The organism is Chryseobacterium sp. CY350, assembly GCF_027945075.1.
GTDB lineage: Bacteria > Bacteroidota > Bacteroidia > Flavobacteriales > Weeksellaceae > Chryseobacterium.
Genome location: NZ_CP116034.1, coordinates 2,176,609 through 2,194,638, shown reverse-complemented (window position 1 = coordinate 2,194,638; position 18,030 = coordinate 2,176,609). Strand labels below are relative to the sequence as shown.

Genomic DNA, 18,030 nt, shown 5'->3' with positions numbered 1-18,030 from the left:
TTAAGGTCTAAATTCTAATATATCACCTGGCTGACAATCCAGCGCTCTGCAAATTGCTTCCAAAGTCGCGAGTTTTACAGCTTTTGCTTTTCCCGTTTTCAAAATTGAAAGATTTGCCTGTGTGATTCCTATTTTCTCAGCAAGTTCCTGAGACTGCATTTTCCTTTTCGCCAACATGACGTCTACGTTTATAATTATTGGCATAATTTATATTGTTAGCTCATTTTCAGAATGAATATCAACTGCCTTTTTGTAAACTTCCGCAATGATATAAACGATTCCGGCAAAAATGAAAAATTTAAAATTGTCATTATTTACATCCATTGATATTATGAAGCTTCCGGAGAAAAGTTGATTAATAAAAACCGCAAGCAAAGAAATACAACCAATTACCAGAGCAAATTTGGCGATTTTCGAGATCAAAAAGTAAATTTCTATTGAAAAATATTGGTTCTGCTTAAATTTTCTTAAAATCTTAATGACAAAGGTTAATAGGAGCAATTCAAGGATTCCTGATATAATTGCATATGCTAGAATTAAGATCATTTTTATCTTTCCTAATGCTTGTACATTCGTAATTTTTTCGCTTCCTAAATTTATGGTGATCTTCATTTCTTTCATCGTTCCGATGTCTATTCCTAACAGTGTAGTCATCAATGTGAAAATGAGTGCAGCTAAGGCAATACATAAAACGAAAGTATAAATCCAGATGAAAACGGTAAGGATTTCTATTATTAAATTTGAGGTTGATTTCATATCTATTATATTAAATTGTTAAATCGCTTTCTGTCTGTAACTGAAGCCCTTTTTTAAAAAATACCGTTATAAAATGTAAAATAATTCCCAGAAATAAGAATGCAAAAGTTGTCATCAGCATGCTTGATTCAAGGCCAGTGCGGAAAATAAAAATCCAGATTAAAAAATAAAGTGGTGCATAAAGCAATGTAATAGCGGTGAAGGTTTTTAAATGCTTTATAATTGTTTCATTAAACAGTTCCTTTTCACTTAACTCCTTGGAAGTTTTAAATCCATACAAGAAAAAGAGGCAGAAAAAAATGTTTTGAAAGGTGTGAAAGATAAATGTATTTAAAGTGAAAAACCCTGTAAGCATCTGTTGCTCTGAGAAAGGATATTTAAATCTGAAAAATACATATTTTCCTTTTTCATAAGATGCATAATCTATTTCATCATTTACATAAAAAGTTTCTGAGAAAAGATGATGTGAAGTTGTCCAGTTATAATACCCTATTCCAAATCCGAATAATTGATAAACGGAATGAATAAAAAGGATAATAAATAATGCCAAGAATAAATAACTGATGATTGTAGAGGCAGATTTTTGTCCTAATAATTTCATGTTTTTAATATTTTATTATTGCAAATATATAATTAATTATTGTTTTACGATAAATATATGTGATTTATTTATTTTGCTGATAGAACTTTCTGAAATCGTATTTTTAAGCGCATTAATTTTTATGATGAAAAAATATTTAAATTTTCTGAAAAAAGCATTTAGCGAAGAAGAGACAGATTATACCAAAATAAGTATCAGAAGTGCTGTTTTGCTTTTAGCAATTCCTATGATGCTTGAAATGGCAATGGAATCTGTCTTTGCATTGGTTGATCTGTACTTCGTCGGTCATCTCAAAGAGAGTAGTTTTGCAATCCAAACGGTTGGTCTTACAGAATCTGTGCTCACAATCATTTACTCTATTGCGATAGGAATGAGTATGGCGGCAACAGCAGTGGTGGCGAGAAGAATCGGAGAAAAAAATACTGAACAGGCTTCTCGAAGCGCGGCTCAGGTGATATCGTTATCATTTGTGATCACTGCAATATTAAGTTTTCTGGGTATTATTTATGCCGAAGAGATCTTAATTTTAATGGGTTCAAAACCCGATGCGGCTGCATATGGAAAAGATTTTACAAGAATTATGATGGGAAGCAGTGTCATCATCATGCTTCTGTTTTTAATCAACGGAATTTTCAGAGGAGCTGGAAATGCAGCGATCGCTATGAAAAGTTTATGGATTGCTAATATTGCCAATATCATTCTTTGTCCGATATTAATAAGAGGTCTCAGTCCGATTCCGACAATGGGTTTAGCGGGAGCTGCTGTTGCAACAACTATTGGAAGAAGTACGGGAGTTCTATATCAGATATATCACATTTTTATCGCTGATTCTTTGGTTAGGATAAAGATAATTTATTTTGAGCCAGATTTTAAATTGATTTCATCCATCATAAAAATTGCCATGCCTGGGATATTTCAGTTTGTAATCGCTTCCTGCAGCTGGATTTTTCTTGCAAATCTGGTGGCAACAACAGGTGGCGAAGATGCGTCTGCGGGTTATCAGACAGCACTTCGTCTTATGATGTTTTTTATGCTTCCGGCTTGGGGACTCAGCAATGCAGCATCAACTTTGGTAGGGCAAAATATGGGAGCAGGAGAAATGATTCGTGCAGAACAGTCGGTAATGAAAACCGTAAAATACAACGTGATTTTTATGTTGCTGGTGAGCTTGTTGTTTTTTATTCTTGGCGATTTTCTTGTAGGATTTTTCACCGAACAAAAGGAGATCAAAGATTACGCAAAAAATGCATTGCATATCATGAGTGTCGGATTTATATTTTACGGAATAGGAATGGTTACGATCAATGCATTCAACGGAGCTGGTGATACCTGGACGCCAACCTGGCTTAATTTTTTTGGATTTTGGATGTTTCAGATTCCGCTCGCATATTTCCTTTCCAGATATTTTGAAATGGGGCCGAGAGGTGTTTTTATCTCTATTCCGGTTGCAGAAACTTTTATTACTATTGTTGCTTTTATCCTATTCAAAAAAGGAAAATGGAAGCATGTTAAAATTTAAAATTATAAAATTTAACAATCGAATCTTTGATTTTTGGCTGTATATTTTTAACTTCGTAGTCAACCAAAAAAATATCTACTATGGGAAAAGGAGACAAAAAATCGAAAAGAGGAAAGATTACTTCTGGAAGTTACGGAAAAAGAAGACCGAGAAAGTCTGCTAAATCTAACCAATCCGCTGAAAAGGCGAAGAGCTAAAAACAAAAAGACCGAAGAATCAAATCTTCGGTCTTTTTTATCATTAGAATTTAAATTTATTTTCCAAAAAGGCCTCCCAGGATATCTCCTAAGCCACCTTGTTGTTGCTTTTGCTGTTGACCACCGCCACCAAGTACGCTCCCTAAAATGTCATTCAAAGGATTGCCTGATGATTGTGATTGTCCGCCACCCAAAACGCTTCCCAAAATATCATTCAACGGACTTGATTGCTGCTGCTGAGCCTGGTTTTGTGCTCCTCCTAAAATCCCGCCTAAAAGATCACCAAGACCGCCGGCTCCCACATTATTTTGCTGTTTTTCTTTACCGATATAGCCCATGATTACCGGAGCTAGCATGGCCAGAATAGGACCAATTTTATCAATTGAAATCCCTGTATTTTGTGATAGCTGATTCTCTACCGTATTTTTTTGGTTTCCGAAAACGTGCGAAAGGATAGATCCTCCTTCGTCTTGTCTGTTGTCAAGCTGAGAGGTATCATCTAAAATACTCCCGTCATGATCTTTATCTAAAGCATTATTTAAAGCCTCTGCTTCTTTTGCGTCCTGAGATTTATTTCTAAGATAAGAAATGACGAGCGGAGTAGCTACTGCCAAAAGTGCAATAATTTGATTCTTGCTAATTCCGAATTTGCTCTCAGCCTGTTCTGCAACCTGATTTCCTGTGTTTCCTGTTAAAAGGTCTATTAAACTCATTTTTTGTGTTTATATATTTGTTAGATATCAAAGTTATCAAAAAAAAATCTACCACAAATTATTATGGCAGATTTTTCATTTAAATCTAAAATTATCGGTAATAACAGATTTTTAGTTTTTGAGAATCGGAACATTCGAGCATGCCTCACCGAACATCAATGATTTTACAATCGGTTTTAATTTCTCTACCAATTCCACATAAGCATTTTCAGGAATTTCTTTATCTGAACAACCTTTTACCAAAACTCTTTTTCCTTCCATTTCAGAGAAATCGTGATTTGTAATGGCGTCATGCATCAATATGATTTCTAAATTTTCTAAATTTCCGTAAACTATCTTTTTAGAAACATCCGTCAGTTTAGCCGTAATTAAAAAGTAAGCCCAAAGCGGAACGATGGCATCAGCAGAGTTGTACACATAAACATAAGTATCTTGATATTCTTCAATATTTATAGCTGCCACTTTTTCACGGAAATCTTTTTCTTTAAGAATCATTTCCATAAAGAGAAAATCTTTAAGATCAATTCCTTTTCGCACACCTTTGGGAACCAAAGCAGTAAGATCAAAATTGACCAGTCCGCTGGATGCAACTTTATTTTTTATTTCAAATTCTTCTGACATTTTTATCATTATCTTTGAAGCAAATTTACTTAATTTTAATTTGAATTTTGATGATTGAAAATGGTCTTTTCAATAGATAAAATCAGTCATCGCATATCAATTATCATTCATGAAATATTATATCATTGCAGGTGAGGCTTCCGGAGATTTACACGGAAGTAATTTAATGAAATCCTTGAAAAAGAAAGATCCAAATGCGGAATTCAGGTTGTGGGGTGGTGATCTGATGGAAAAACAAGGCGGAACTTTGGTAAAACATTATCGTGATCTCGCATTCATGGGATTTCTGGAAGTTGCTTTAAATCTGAAAACGATTCTGAATAACATTAAATTCTGCAAAGCAGATATCAGAAACAATAGACCCGATGTCTTGATCTTAGTCGATTATCCCGGTTTTAATTTAAGGATTGCAAAATTTGCCAAAGAACTGGGCATTAAAGTCGTCTATTATATTTCGCCTCAACTTTGGGCATGGAAAGAGGGAAGGGTTGAAATCATCAAAAAATATGTTGATGATATGATGGTTATTCTTCCTTTTGAAGAAGATTTCTATCTGAAACATAATGTAAAATCACATTTTGTAGGTCATCCTTTGCTTGATGCTATTTCGACGCTGCAAAATATTGATGTTGAGTATTTTAAGAGGGAAAATGACTTGAATGAAAAGGAAATCATCGCGTTACTTCCTGGTTCAAGAAAACAGGAAGTTGAAAAAATGCTGGAAATTATGCTGTCCGTACGACCTTATTTCAAAGACTATCAATTTGTTATAGCCGGCGCACCAAGTCTGGAAAAAGATTTTTATCAAAAATATGTTGATGAAAATGTTCATTTTGTTTCTAATAAAACTTACGATCTTTTGAGATGCTCAAAAGCTGCTTTAGTTACATCCGGAACAGCAACTCTGGAAACCGCTTTGCTAAATGTTCCGGAAGTAGTCTGTTACCGGGGAAGCAAGATCTCTTATGCTATTGCAAAGCGATTGGTAAAGCATATTAAATATATCTCTTTGGTAAATCTTATCATGGATAAAGAGGTTGTTAAGGAATTGATTCAAAGCGAATTAAATACAAATAATCTTGTCAAACAGTTGAAGTCTATCATCGAAGGTGAAGGCAGAAATGTCATGTTGGAAGAATTTGAAATTCTGCGCGGCAAGCTTGGCGGAATGGGAGCCAGTGATAATGCTGCAGATATTATTTTAAAAATAAAATAAATTTTATAGGATTATTTTCATTTTTTGTTTACTTTAGTAGTACAAATTGATGAAAAATTGAACCGACAGCCATTGCTGATATTAGTCTGCTGCTTTATACTTGGAATTTTATTTCAGGATTACTTTTCGTTTAAGCAAAATTGTATCTTAATTGTAGCAATTTTCTGCTTTTTTATCGCAATATGCACATTAATCAAATCGTTTCTTATTTCGAGAATTTATTCCGTAATTCTGGGAGTTTTATTTTTTGGATTAGGAATATGTGTTCATTACTTAAATTCTCCCGAAGCTTCTCCGGTTTCCTTAAATCCTAATCAAGATATTGTTTTTAAGATCTCTAAAAAATTAAATTCAACCGAAAAAAATAAAAAGTACGAAGGAATTGTTGAGGTTGATCAACGAAATTTCAGCTCCGTAATACTTATTCCAAAAGAAAGCAAAGAGCTTGATTTTAAGCACTATTATAAAGCTAAAGCTTACTTAGCTGAGGCGCAATCTCCCGAATTTGATTTTCAGTTTGACTACGCTCGATATCTCAGCCGAAAAAACATTCACTATCAATGTTATACTAATGACGGAATAAGTTCTTCTTTACGAAATGATCTTACATTGGGTGAAAAAATTCGTCAGTCAAGATTAGAAGTTTTGCAGAATATTAATCAGTCTAAAATGTCATCAAAAAGTCAGGAATTCCTTAAAGGAATTATTTTGGCCGACCGTAGTGGTATAGATTCTGAAACTTTACAGGATTTTAACAAGGCAGGTTTGGTTCATTTCCTGGCGATTTCAGGTACGCATATTGTTATTATTTTCGGATTGCTTTATTACGTTTTGATGAGATTTTTACCATTAAGATTTCGTAAAGGTGTAATCATTTTAAGCTTAATCTTTATCTGGATTTTTGCAGTATTTATAGATTTTGGGAATTCAGTTGTGCGTTCGTGTATCATGCTTTCCGTATATTTTATTTACGTATTGCTACAGCGAAAACCAGATCTGCTTCATTCTTTGGCTTTGTCTGCTTTCATTATTTTAGTTATTGATAGCCAGCAGTTTTTTGATGTGGGATTTAAGTTGAGCTTTCTGGCAGTTTTAGGAATTTATTGGCTTAATCAACCAATTTTAAAACTTTTACCTAAACCGAATAATTTTTTCAAGAAAATTTTCTTCAATACAATTTCTATTTCTTTCTCTGCACAGATTGCAACAATGCCGTTGGTTTTGTGTTATTTTCACCAGTTTTCAGCAGTTTCAATTATTGCTAATCTTTTTATTATTCCCTTTTCGGAAGTAATTATTGTCTTTTCTTTTTTAATGACAGTTTTGCTGGCAATGAAGATTGATTTTTGGATGTTTGATATGATATACGATTTTATTATTGATGTTTTATTAAAATCTATCCATTGGTTTGCGAAATTTGAGTCTTTATTCTTTGAAAATATTCCCATGAATTGGTGGGAAGCGGGAGTATTGTTTGTAATTGTTTATCTATTGAGGTTTGTTGTCATTAAATTGAATATTAAAAATTTTACTCAATTTACAATCGCAGTTTCCCTTTTTTTCATACTAAGAATTTCTTTTTCAATATTTGAAGAAAGCAGCAACGAAATTCTGGTACATCATTACAAAAAAAAGAATGTTCTATCAGTAAAAAGTGGTACTGATGTATGTTTTTATATACAGAATTTTGAAGATCAAATGAAAATTCAGCAATATATCATCTATCCTTATTGTACATCCCGGCGCGTGAAAAATGTGCTTATTAAAAAGCTTCCGGACAATACGGGAAAGGTTGTATTTAATAAAAAAGTTTATGAATTAAAATAATTTTATATTTTTAAGTTTTCCTTTAGTATAAATGTTTTTACTTGTTATTTAGAAAGATTACAAACTGACTAATAGTGAGATTTCTCACTTTTTAGTTTTCTTAACATTCCTTAATTTTGTGGAAAATCAAATTTAAACTCAATATGGCAGGTTTAACAAGTTCTACAATAGGTAGAAAATATGCTATGGCATTATCAGCATTCTTTTTGCTGATTTTCTTAGTAATGCATCTTTCCGTAAATCTATTGTCGGTTTTCGGTGAAACAGCTTATAACAATGCATCGCAGTTTATGGGGTACAATCCTCTTATTCAGTTTGTAATGCAACCCGTGTTGATGTTTGCTGTCATTTTCCATTTTGTGATGGGATTTGTTCTAGAAATCAAAAACCAGAAAGCGAGACCGATTGGTTACGATAAGAACAATGGTTCTGCAAATTCTACATGGTCATCCCGAAATATGGTCATCTCCGGAGCTGTAATTTTAGCTTTTATCTTTTTACATATGTATGATTTCTGGTTTCATGAGATGAATTATAAATATGTAGATGGGTTACCAATTGAAGAATCTCGTTTTTGGGGAGATCTTCATGGTAAGTTTGCTGATTTGTGGAGAGTGGTTCTTTATGTAATCTCATTCGGATTACTTGGTCTTCATTTGGCACACGGTTTCCAGTCTTCTTTTCAGTCTGTTGGTGCTAGACATCCGAAATACACTCCGGTGATCAGAGCTTTCGGAAACTGGTATTCAATTTTAATTCCGTTAGGATTTATTTTTATTGCAATTTTTCATTACGTAACTCAATAATATCATTATACTAATATGAGTAAATTAGATTCAAAAATTCCGGCAGGTCCTCTTCAGGATAAATGGAAAAATCATAAAGATCATATGAACCTTGTTGCGCCTAATAACCGTGATAAAATTGATATTATTGTTATTGGTACAGGTTTGGCAGGTGGTTCTGCCGCTGCAACTTTAGCAGAGCAAGGTTACAATGTAAAAGCATTCTGTTATCAGGATTCACCTAGAAGGGCTCACTCTATTGCGGCTCAGGGTGGTATTAATGCTGCAAAAAACTACCAGGGTGATGGTGACTCTACATACAGATTGTTCTATGATACCATCAAAGGTGGTGATTACAGAGCAAGAGAAGCTAATGTTTACAGACTTGCTGAAGTTTCTGCAAATATTATCGATCAATGTGTATCTCAAGGAGTTCCGTTTGGTAGAGATTACGGCGGACAGTTAGATAACCGTTCTTTCGGTGGGGTTCAGGTAAAAAGAACTTTTTATGCTAAAGGACAAACTGGTCAGCAATTATTATTAGGTGCATATTCTGCAATGAGCCGTCAGATCGGTAAAGGTAGAATCAAAATGTATAACCGTCACGAAATGATGGAGTTGGTCATCGTTGATGGCAAGGCGAGAGGTATTATCGCAAGAAATCTTGTTACAGGTGAGATTGAAAGACATTCTGCACACGCAGTTGTTATTGCATCAGGTGGCTACGGAAACGTATATTTCCTTTCTACCAATGCAATGGGATCAAATGTTTCTGCAGCTTGGAAGATTCATAAAAAAGGAGCATACTTTGCAAACCCTTGTTATGTACAGATTCACCCAACTTGTATTCCGGTTCACGGAACACAGCAGTCTAAACTTACTTTGATGTCAGAATCACTTAGAAACTCAGGAAGAATCTGGGTTCCTAAAAAAATTGAAGATTCTGTTGCGATCAGAGAGGGGAAATTAAGACCTGAAAATATTAAAGAAGAAGATAGAGATTATTATCTTGAAAGAAGATATCCTGCATTCGGAAATCTAGTTCCGCGTGACGTTGCCTCCAGAGCCGGTAAGGAAAGATGTGACGCTGGTTTCGGAATTGAAAATAATGAAACTAAAGAGGGGGTTTACTTAGATTTCTCTACAGAAATTATCAAAAAAGGTAAAGAAGCTGCGATAGAGAAGCATATTCACAATCCTACAGATCAACAGATTTACGATCTTGGAAAATCTTGGATTGAAGAAAAGTATGGTAATTTATTCGTGATGTATGAAAAAATTACTGCAGATGATCCTTACAGAACTCCAATGAAGATCTATCCTGCCGTTCACTATACGATGGGTGGTGTTTGGGTTGATTATAATTTGCAGTCTACAATCCCTGGATGTTTCGTAATTGGTGAAGCTAACTTCTCTGATCACGGAGCCAACAGATTGGGAGCTTCAGCATTGATGCAAGGTCTGGCAGACGGATATTTCGTTCTTCCTTATACAATTGCTGATTACCTTTCTGCAGATATCAGAACAGGAGCAATTCCTACAGCTTCAGCTGAGTTTGATCAGGCAGAAAAAGAAATAAAAGATAAAGTAAGCTTCTTTGTCAATAATAAAGGAACACATTCGGTAGATTATTTCCACAAAAAATTAGGACACATTATGTGGAATAAAGTAGGAATGGGAAGAACTCCTGAAGGTTTGAGAGAAGCAATTGCAGAAATTGACGAGGTTAAAAAAGATTTCTGGAAGAATGTGAAAGTAATGGGAGAAACTGAAGGAATGAACACAGAGCTTGAGAAAGCGTTCAGGGTAGCAGACTTTATCGAACTAGGACAATTGATGGCGATTGATGCTTTACACAGAAACGAATCTTGTGGAGGACATTTCAGAGAAGATCATTCAACTCCTGAAGGAGAAGCAGAGAGAGATGACGTGAACTTCAAATATGTAGGAGCTTGGGAATATCAGGGTGATGATATCAAACAGGAAGTTCTGCATAAAGAAGATTTGGTTTACGAAAACATCGAAGTTAAAGCAAGAAGCTATAAATAATCTCCAACCTATAAATATAAAATTATGAGTGCAAAAAAAGGCCTTCATCTTACGCTGAAAATTTGGAGACAAAAAAATACGAAAACTAAAGGTCAGTTTGAGACCTATAAAATATCGGATGTTTCTACAGATTCTTCATTCTTAGAAATGCTTGATATTCTGAACGAAAACTTAATTAACGAAGGAAAAGAACCTATCGCTTTTGATCACGACTGTCGTGAAGGAATTTGCGGTATGTGTTCTCTTTACATCAACGGTAGAGCGCACGGTCCAGATACAGGAATTACCACTTGTCAGTTACATATGAGAATGTTCAAAGACGGTGAAACGATCGTTATTGAGCCTTGGAGAAGTGCAGCTTTCCCTGTGATTAAAGATTTAATAGTAGACAGAAGCGCATTCGACAGAGTGATGGCCGCTGGTGGATTTATCTCGGTAAATACATCTGGAAATACATTAGATGCCAACGCAATTCCGGTTCCGAAAGAAGATGCAGACAAAGCAATGGATGCTGCAGCTTGTATCGCTTGTGGAGCTTGTGTAGCTTCTTGTAAAAATGGTTCGGCAATGTTATTTGTGGGAGCTAAAGTTTCTCAGTACGCTCTCTTGCCACAAGGAAGAGTAGAAGCAAAAAGAAGAGTTCTGAATATGGTGAAAGCCATGGATGAAGAAGGTTTTGGTAACTGTTCAAATACTGGAGCTTGTGAAGTAGAATGTCCTAAGGGGATTTCTCTTGAGAATATTGCAAGAATGAACAGAGAGTATATGGCTGCCTATGCAGACAGAGGATAATCTGTTTCTTTATAAAATATTAAAATCGTCTTCTGCTAAGAAGACGATTTTTAGTTAAATATTTCATAAAATAAGTTGATAAACTGTAACATGTTGAGTTGAAAAACTTATTTTTGCGTAATTATTTAAAATCAAAAATGAAATCGGAGATTCAATCATTCAAAAAAAATAATATTACACTAATGATTAAAAAATATCTTTTGTTGTTTGCCATTGCACTATTTGCAGTGTCTTGTTCAAAAAAAGTTGAAGTAAAAGGGAAAATCGCAGGCAGCGCTCCGTTGGAAAGAGTAGAGTTCGTGGAAGCTTCCGGGGTTGCCACTTTACCTTTGATTAACATGGGTCTTGATAAAGACGGAAATTTCGCAGGAACTTTTGAAGCTCCAAAAAACGGAATGTACGTGATCAATTATGCAGGTAAGCAAAATCTAATTTTCCTGAAGGGCGGACAAACCGTTAATATCTCAGGAACTGCAGCTACTTTTCCTGCTGAGTATGTGGTAACTGGTGATGCCAAAAATGATAATGATTTCTTCCAGGCTAGTCAGAAATTTCTTTCTACTTACGGACAGGGATTGAATATTCAGGAATTAATGTCGGGTGACGAAGCCAAGTATGTAAAAGGAATGCAGAAGATCGAAGCGGATATCAACAAAAATATCGACGAAAATGTAAAAAAATACAATCCTGGTAAAGAAGTGGTAGAGTGGAAAAGAACAGATGCTAAAACGGCAATTCTTAATCTTATGGTTAATTATGAAATGACGAAAAAGCAAATGTCTGGAAACCCTTCTTTTAAATTAGGAAAAGTCTTTACAGATTATGAAAATAAATTGAAAGAGAATAATGACGAAATGGTGAAAACAAGCCCTTTCTACAGACAATATCTTTTAACTAAAATGAGTCCTGGTTTCCAAAAGTATGCTGAAGCAAAGAGTAAAGGTAAAACGGATATCACTACTTCAGAATTGTTTAATGATTATCTAAAATCTCAGAAAGATGTTTCTCAGATTACGAAAGACTATTTATTGGCATTCGTAATGGCTCAGTCTGACATTCATCCTCAAACACCTGCAAAAACTTCAGATAAGATCAAGAAGATTATAGAAGAAGATATTAAAGATTCAGGCATTAAAGCTGATATCAAAAAAATGCAGTTTACAATCAACGGATTCAAAATCGGTGATGATGCTCCTGAAGCTTCTTTAGTGAAAGCAGATGGCTCAGCTTACAAACTTGGGGACAATAAAGGGAAGCCTTATATGCTTGTGTTTTATGCATCTTGGAATCCTTATATCGCTGAAGGTACAGTTCCTGTACTTAAAGAAGTTGTTAATTTTTACAAATCTAAAATGAACTTTGTATTCGTCAACGTAGATGATACAAAAGATCAATTTGTAAAAACAAGCAATGCCATGATGAAAGGAATTCAAGGGACGAATGTTTATGCAGACGGTGGTTTAAATTCTGATATTGCAAAAAAATATGGAGTTTACGGATTCAAGTTGCCAAACTTTATTGTCGTAGATAAAAACGGTAAAATTGCAAGCAGATCATATGTGAACCTTGGTGATCCAGAATTGATCACGATCTTAGATAAGCAAACTGGTCTTTCGGCTCCTAAAGTTGCTCCTCAGCCTCAGATGATGCCGCAAATGAATATGGATCCGTCGGCTCAGCCTGCACCTCCGGTTCAGGAAGCTCCTCAGCAACCGGCTCAGACAAAATAATAAAACTTACACAATAGAAAAAAACCTTGTCTTCGGATAAGGTTTTTTTTATTGTATTTTTGCAAAGTGTGACTGAAAGGTCATTCATAATATAGAAGAATAAAAAATAAACGGATGACAGCGAAAGCGCTTACATTCGTTGTGATAGAAATTGATATGAGAAAGAAGAAAGATGTAATTCTTGAAAATATAAAATTGTTTGCCGCAGGTGCAAAGGGTGTTGCCATCGGAAAAACTGAAGAAGGAAAAACTGTTTTAGTTTCCGGAGCAATTCCCGGCGACGTGGTGAATGCAAGAGTGAAAAAATCAAAGTCAAAATATTTTGAGGCCGAAGTAAAAGAAATTGTTGAAAAATCACCATTCAGAGTAGAACCAAAATGTATTCATTTTGGAACTTGTGGTGGCTGTAAATGGCAAAATATGAGCTACGAAAAACAGCTAGATTTCAAACAGGAAGAAGTATATAATAATATCAAAAGAATCGGTGGGATTGATGATTTTGAAACCGTTCCGATTTTGGGTGCAGAAGAACAGTATTTCTACAGAAATAAAATGGAATTTTCTTTCTCTAATGCAAGATGGCTTACGCAATACGAAATCAGTTCTGAAGAAAACTTCGGAAGCAGAGATGCACTTGGTTTTCATATTCCTGGGATGTGGAGTAAAATTCTTGACTTGAAAGAATGCTGGTTGCAGGAAGATCCTTCTAATGCAATTCGTCTGGCGGTAAGAAATTTCGGAATAGAAAATGGCTTAGACTTTTTTGATGTGAAAGAGCAGAAAGGTTTTCTAAGAACTCTGATGATGAGACAAAACTCAAAAGGAGAATGGATGGTCTTATTTCAGCTGTACCGAGAAGAGAAAGCCAACCGCGCAAAACTTTTTGATTATTTATTAGAGCAATTTCCGCAGATTAAAACGTTGGTTTATGCTCTTAATCCAAAGCAGAACGATTCCATTTATGATTTAAATGTAAATATTTATCATGGAGAAGGTTTTTTGATGGAGGAAATGGATGGCTTGAAATTTAAAATAGGACCTAAATCATTCTTTCAGACAAATTACAAACAGGCTTTAGAATTATACAGAAAAACTCTTGAATTTGCAGATTTAAAAGGTGATGAGATAGTTTACGATTTATATACAGGAACAGGAACGATTGCACAATATGTTGCTAGAAATGCGAAACATGTGATCGGAATAGAATCTGTGCAGGAAGCTATTGATGCAGCAATTGAGCACGCAGAATTGAATGGTTTAACCAATACTACATTCTATTGTGGAGATATGAAAAACGTTTTCAACGATGAATTTATGGAAAATCATCCGAAAGCAGATGTATTGATTACCGATCCTCCAAGAGACGGAATGCATCAGAAAGTAGTAGAACAAATCTTGAAATTGGCACCAGAAAAAGTGGTATACGTAAGCTGTAATTCTGCAACCCAGGCAAGAGATTTGGCTTTGATGAAAGATCATTATACTTTAGTGAAAATTTTGCCGGTAGATATGTTCCCACAAACACATCATGTGGAAAATATTGCATTATTGGTGAAGAAATAATTGTTTAAATTTGAAGATAAATCAAAATAATATCGAATATGATAAAGAACTGTAAGGCATTCTTCCTATTAGCAGCTTTAGTTTTCTTCCAGCAAAATTTGTTTTCGCAAGAGAAACCAAAGGATTCTGCTGCTGCAAAAACAGATACGGCAAAAGTAAAAAAAGACGATAAAAAGAAAAGCCTGATTAAGCCTTTTAAAGAAATCATTACTGATAAAGCGGTTTCTGACCAGGGAGTTTTTACAGTTCATAAAGTAGACGACAAATATTATTTCGAAATTCCGGATGCAATGCTGAAAAAGGAATTTCTTCTTGTAACAAGATTAACGAAAGCTGCTGCAGGAATGCGTTCCGGAACTTCCGGTTACGCTGGAGATCAAATAGGGCAGCAGGTGATTGCTTTTGAAAAAGGTCAAAAAGATAAGATTCTTTTAAGAGCCATTTCTCACGTTGATTATGCCAAAGATTCTACTTCAGATATGTACAATTCGGTAACGAGAAACAACGTGCAGTCGATCATTAAATCTTTCGATGTAAAAGCTTACGGAGTTAATAAAAACTCTTCTGTAATTGAAGTGACCGATGTTTTAAATTCTGATAACGAGCTGACTTCTTTCTCTGTATGGTCTAAAGATTCTTACAGAGTCGGAGTTTTTCAGAAAGACATGTCTTATGTAAATTTCGTTAAATCTTTCCCGACAAATATTGAGATCAATACTACTAAAACTTTCGCAAGAACTTTAGGAACACCTGCAACTCCGACAATTCCGGGAAGGCCGGCTCCAAAGATCAGCGGAAATTATACTGTTGAAATCAATTCTTCATTTGTACTTCTTCCGGAGAACAAAATGCAGTCGAGATATTTTGACCCGAGAGTTGGATATTTTACCGTTGGATACACAGATTTTGATCTAGATCCTCAGGGAGTAAAAAAGATTTCTTTAATTAAAAGATGGCGTCTTGAGCCAAAACCTCAGGATCTCGAAAAATACAATAGAGGTGAATTAGTAGAACCAGCAAAACCAATTGTGTTTTATATTGATCCTGCAACTCCGAAAAAATGGGTTCCTTACTTAATACAAGGAGTAAATGATTGGCAGAAAGCTTTTGAAAAAGCAGGTTTCAAAAATGCCATTGTTGCAAAAGTTCCGGATCCGAAAGTTGATACAGAGTGGAGCTTGGAAGATGCAAGATTTTCGGCGATTGTCTATAAACCTTCGGATGTTCCGAATGCCTCAGGTCCGTCAATTGCAGATCCACGAACAGGAGAAATTCTTGAAAGTCATATTAATTGGTATCATAATGTGATGATGCTTTTGAGAAACTGGTATTTTGTACAGGCATCTCCAAATGATCCCAGAGCAAGAAAAATTGAATTTGAAGATAAACTGATGGGTGAGCTTATTCGTTTTGTTTCTTCTCATGAAGTTGGGCATACTTTAGGTTTGAGACATAATTATGGATCTAGCTCTACAGTTCCTGTTGAAAAGTTGAGAGATAAAAAGTGGCTGGAGAAAAACGGTCATACACCTTCAATTATGGATTATGCTAGATTTAATTATGTTGCACAACCGGAAGATAATATTGGTGATGCCGGTATTTTCCCAAGAATCGGCGATTATGATGACTGGGCTATCGAGTGGGGTTACAAAAGATTTAATCAATATAAAACTCCCGAGTCAGAAAAAGAATATCTTAATAAATGGGTGATCAAAAATCTTAAGAATGAAAGACTTTGGTTTGGTACAGAGAGTAATCCTTTAGATCCAAGGTCACAAAGTGAGCAGGTTGGTGACAATGCAATGGTTGCAAGTACATACGGAATCAAAAATTTGGAGAGAATTGTTGATCATTTGGAAAAATGGACGAAAACTCCAAACGAAGATTACGCCAATCTTGATATGATGTATGATCAGGTTACCACACAATTCAGAAGATATCTGGGGCATGTTTCAAAATATATTGGCGGACAAATGGAAACTCCGAAAACAGCTGAACAATCGGGAGCAGTTTATGAAGTTGTTGCTAAAAAAGATCAGAAAGAAGCCATGAAATTTTTAGAAGAAAATATTTTCACTACTCCTGACTGGCTGATCAAAAAAGATATTTTTGAGAAAACGGGAAAGACTCCCGTTAAGACAATCGAGGAAATTCAGAATGGTGTTCTGGGAAGAATTTTGAGCCCAATGGTTTTGCAAAATATGTATCAAATGGAAGCAGTGGAAGCCAATACGTATTCTGTAATTGAATTGCTGACAGATTTAAATACTTCAATTCTTAAAAATGAAAATGCAGATATTTATCAAAGAAATCTTCAGAGAAATTATATAGATTCTTTAATAAAACTCGTTGATAATAAATCCTCAGACAAATCTGATATTTCTGCGTTGGTGAGAGGAAATTTAAATACTATAAAAAAAGAACTTTCGATGAAAACATCTTCAGATCTGGTGAATAAATATCATTATGAAGATTTGGTTTTCAGAATAGAAAAGGCTTTAGATCCAAAATAATTAAAATGAAAAGATTACTGCTATTCTTAATATTATCTGCTGTAATGGTCTCATGTGGCGGAGACGACGATATCTGCGAAAGCGGAGAAGGTACGCCCAGAATGAAGATCATGTTCAAAAATGCAGATAAAATAACGACTCTCGATTCTTTAAAGGTATATGTTAATTATGGTGTAAGAACCGTTGATCTTGGCTGGGCTCGAAATGCTGACTCCATCTTAATACCATTGCGTGTTGACGAATCGCCCTACACCGATTTATTTGTGAAAAGAACGGCTAAAGGTGATTCTTCAAAAGTGAGAGTAAGTTATACTACAAAATCGATCTACGTGTCACCAGGCTGTGGAGCAAAATTAAATTATGAAAATGTAAGCGGACAATTGCTTGATACCAATCCTGTTGTAAAAGTAGAAGCCGGACAAAATTTTATTCAAAATGAAGACAAAACTAATCTTTACCTCGTTTTTTAGTCTGTTGACGATGCTATTTTCTGCGCAGGAAAATAAAGAAACTGAGAAAAAAGAAAAATGGAAGTATGAGCCCAACTTTATGGTGGGAGTAGATGCACTTAATACAGGAGTTTCTTTTTTTTCAGACAGACAGTTGTTTCAGGGTTTTATTTCTTCCAAAATTAAAGATAACATCCATGGAATTATAGAGGCTGGTTTTGAGAAAAATATTTATGAGAAAAACGGATATGACGCGACTGCAAACGGACCTTTTTTCAAGATTGGGGCGCTTTATATGTTGGCAAAAGACCGTGAGAATGAATTTAACGGTTTTTATGGTGGAGTAAAAATAGGCGGTTCTTTCTATAATCAGGAATATTTTGCAATTCCTATTCGAGGTTTTGGTGGAAGCAGTTCATCAATCTCTTTACCTTCATCTTCGCAAACTTCTTTTTGGCTGGAAGGCGCTATTGGCGGAAGAGTGCAGTTATTTGAATCAAACTTTTTTATTGATGTCAATATGCAGCCCAGATATTTGGTAGCAACCTCAAAACAAGACGAAGTAGTTCCAATGATTGTTCCAGGCTTTGGCAGAAGTTCTTCCAAATTTAATATGGGATTTGCCTGGAACATTGCTTATAAGTTTTAATATTGGTTCTGGATAAGTTATTATAGAAGAATATAAAACTATAATTTTTA

17 protein-coding genes are annotated in these 18,030 nt (G+C 34.9%); 12 read left to right on the top strand and 5 right to left on the bottom strand.

Features of this window, described 5'->3' with window-relative positions; translation table 11 throughout:
* Genes PGH12_RS10085 through PGH12_RS10075 form a run of 3 tightly spaced genes read right to left on the bottom strand, consistent with a single transcriptional unit; the run spans position 1 to position 1,357 of the window.
* Positions 1-204, bottom strand: coding sequence for a helix-turn-helix domain-containing protein (locus tag PGH12_RS10085; protein WP_267599460.1), 204 nt, complete (start codon positions 202-204; stop codon positions 1-3).
* A gap of 3 nt (positions 205-207) precedes the next feature.
* Positions 208-756, bottom strand: coding sequence for a DUF2975 domain-containing protein (locus PGH12_RS10080; protein WP_267599461.1), 549 nt, complete (start codon positions 754-756; stop codon positions 208-210).
* 10 nt (positions 757-766) lie between these two features.
* The gene (locus PGH12_RS10075; protein ID WP_267599462.1) at positions 767-1,357 is read right to left on the bottom strand and encodes a DUF2975 domain-containing protein; all 591 of its coding nucleotides are present in this window, start codon (positions 1,355-1,357) and stop codon (positions 767-769) included.
* Positions 1,358-1,481: 124 nt separating this feature from the next.
* Between PGH12_RS10075 and PGH12_RS10070 the strand changes: the two genes are divergently transcribed.
* Entirely contained in the window at positions 1,482-2,876 is a 1,395-nt protein-coding gene (locus PGH12_RS10070) for an MATE family efflux transporter (protein WP_267599463.1), read from the top strand.
* An 80-nt stretch (positions 2,877-2,956) separates the two neighbouring features.
* Positions 2,957-3,073, top strand: coding sequence for a 30S ribosomal protein THX (locus tag PGH12_RS10065; protein WP_267599464.1), 117 nt, complete (start codon positions 2,957-2,959; stop codon positions 3,071-3,073).
* A 56-nt stretch (positions 3,074-3,129) separates the two neighbouring features.
* On the opposite strand, the gene PGH12_RS10060 is transcribed toward PGH12_RS10065, so the two are convergent.
* Both PGH12_RS10060 and PGH12_RS10055 read right to left on the bottom strand, forming a co-directional pair.
* Complete coding sequence (locus tag PGH12_RS10060) at positions 3,130-3,786, bottom strand: DUF937 domain-containing protein (protein ID WP_267599465.1); 657 nt, start codon at positions 3,784-3,786, stop codon at positions 3,130-3,132.
* Between the two features lie 111 nt (positions 3,787-3,897).
* The gene (locus PGH12_RS10055) at positions 3,898-4,407 is read right to left on the bottom strand and encodes a DUF2480 family protein (RefSeq protein ID WP_267599466.1); all 510 of its coding nucleotides are present in this window, start codon (positions 4,405-4,407) and stop codon (positions 3,898-3,900) included.
* Between the two features lie 109 nt (positions 4,408-4,516).
* Here PGH12_RS10055 and lpxB point away from each other — a divergent pair, with 109 nt between their 5' ends.
* From lpxB to PGH12_RS10005, 10 genes are all read left to right on the top strand, one after another.
* Complete coding sequence (lpxB, locus tag PGH12_RS10050; protein ID WP_267599467.1) at positions 4,517-5,623, top strand: lipid-A-disaccharide synthase; 1,107 nt, start codon at positions 4,517-4,519, stop codon at positions 5,621-5,623.
* A gap of 24 nt (positions 5,624-5,647) precedes the next feature.
* Positions 5,648-7,450: a ComEC/Rec2 family competence protein gene (locus PGH12_RS10045; protein WP_267599468.1), complete on the top strand. Its 1,803-nt coding sequence runs from the start codon at positions 5,648-5,650 to the stop codon at positions 7,448-7,450.
* Positions 7,451-7,593: 143 nt separating this feature from the next.
* Positions 7,594-8,256: a succinate dehydrogenase cytochrome b subunit gene (locus PGH12_RS10040; protein WP_267599469.1), complete on the top strand. Its 663-nt coding sequence runs from the start codon at positions 7,594-7,596 to the stop codon at positions 8,254-8,256.
* A gap of 15 nt (positions 8,257-8,271) precedes the next feature.
* On the top strand, positions 8,272-10,284 hold the full coding sequence (locus PGH12_RS10035; protein WP_267599470.1) for a fumarate reductase/succinate dehydrogenase flavoprotein subunit: 2,013 nt from the start codon (positions 8,272-8,274) through the stop codon (positions 10,282-10,284).
* A 24-nt stretch (positions 10,285-10,308) separates the two neighbouring features.
* The gene (locus PGH12_RS10030; protein WP_267599471.1) at positions 10,309-11,076 is read left to right on the top strand and encodes a succinate dehydrogenase/fumarate reductase iron-sulfur subunit; all 768 of its coding nucleotides are present in this window, start codon (positions 10,309-10,311) and stop codon (positions 11,074-11,076) included.
* Between the two features lie 137 nt (positions 11,077-11,213).
* Complete coding sequence (locus PGH12_RS10025; RefSeq protein WP_271286766.1) at positions 11,214-12,806, top strand: TlpA family protein disulfide reductase; 1,593 nt, start codon at positions 11,214-11,216, stop codon at positions 12,804-12,806.
* A 156-nt stretch (positions 12,807-12,962) separates the two neighbouring features.
* Entirely contained in the window at positions 12,963-14,369 is a 1,407-nt protein-coding gene (gene rlmD, locus PGH12_RS10020) for a 23S rRNA (uracil(1939)-C(5))-methyltransferase RlmD (RefSeq protein ID WP_267599777.1), read from the top strand.
* A gap of 38 nt (positions 14,370-14,407) precedes the next feature.
* Positions 14,408-16,882: a zinc-dependent metalloprotease gene (locus PGH12_RS10015; RefSeq protein ID WP_267599473.1), complete on the top strand. Its 2,475-nt coding sequence runs from the start codon at positions 14,408-14,410 to the stop codon at positions 16,880-16,882.
* A gap of 5 nt (positions 16,883-16,887) precedes the next feature.
* Entirely contained in the window at positions 16,888-17,352 is a 465-nt protein-coding gene (locus PGH12_RS10010) for a DUF6452 family protein (RefSeq protein ID WP_267599474.1), read from the top strand.
* On the top strand, positions 17,318-17,980 hold the full coding sequence (locus PGH12_RS10005; RefSeq protein ID WP_267599475.1) for a DUF6048 family protein: 663 nt from the start codon (positions 17,318-17,320) through the stop codon (positions 17,978-17,980). Before PGH12_RS10010 ends, PGH12_RS10005 begins: the two co-directional genes overlap by 35 nt.
* The last annotated feature ends 50 nt before the right edge of the window (positions 17,981-18,030 follow it).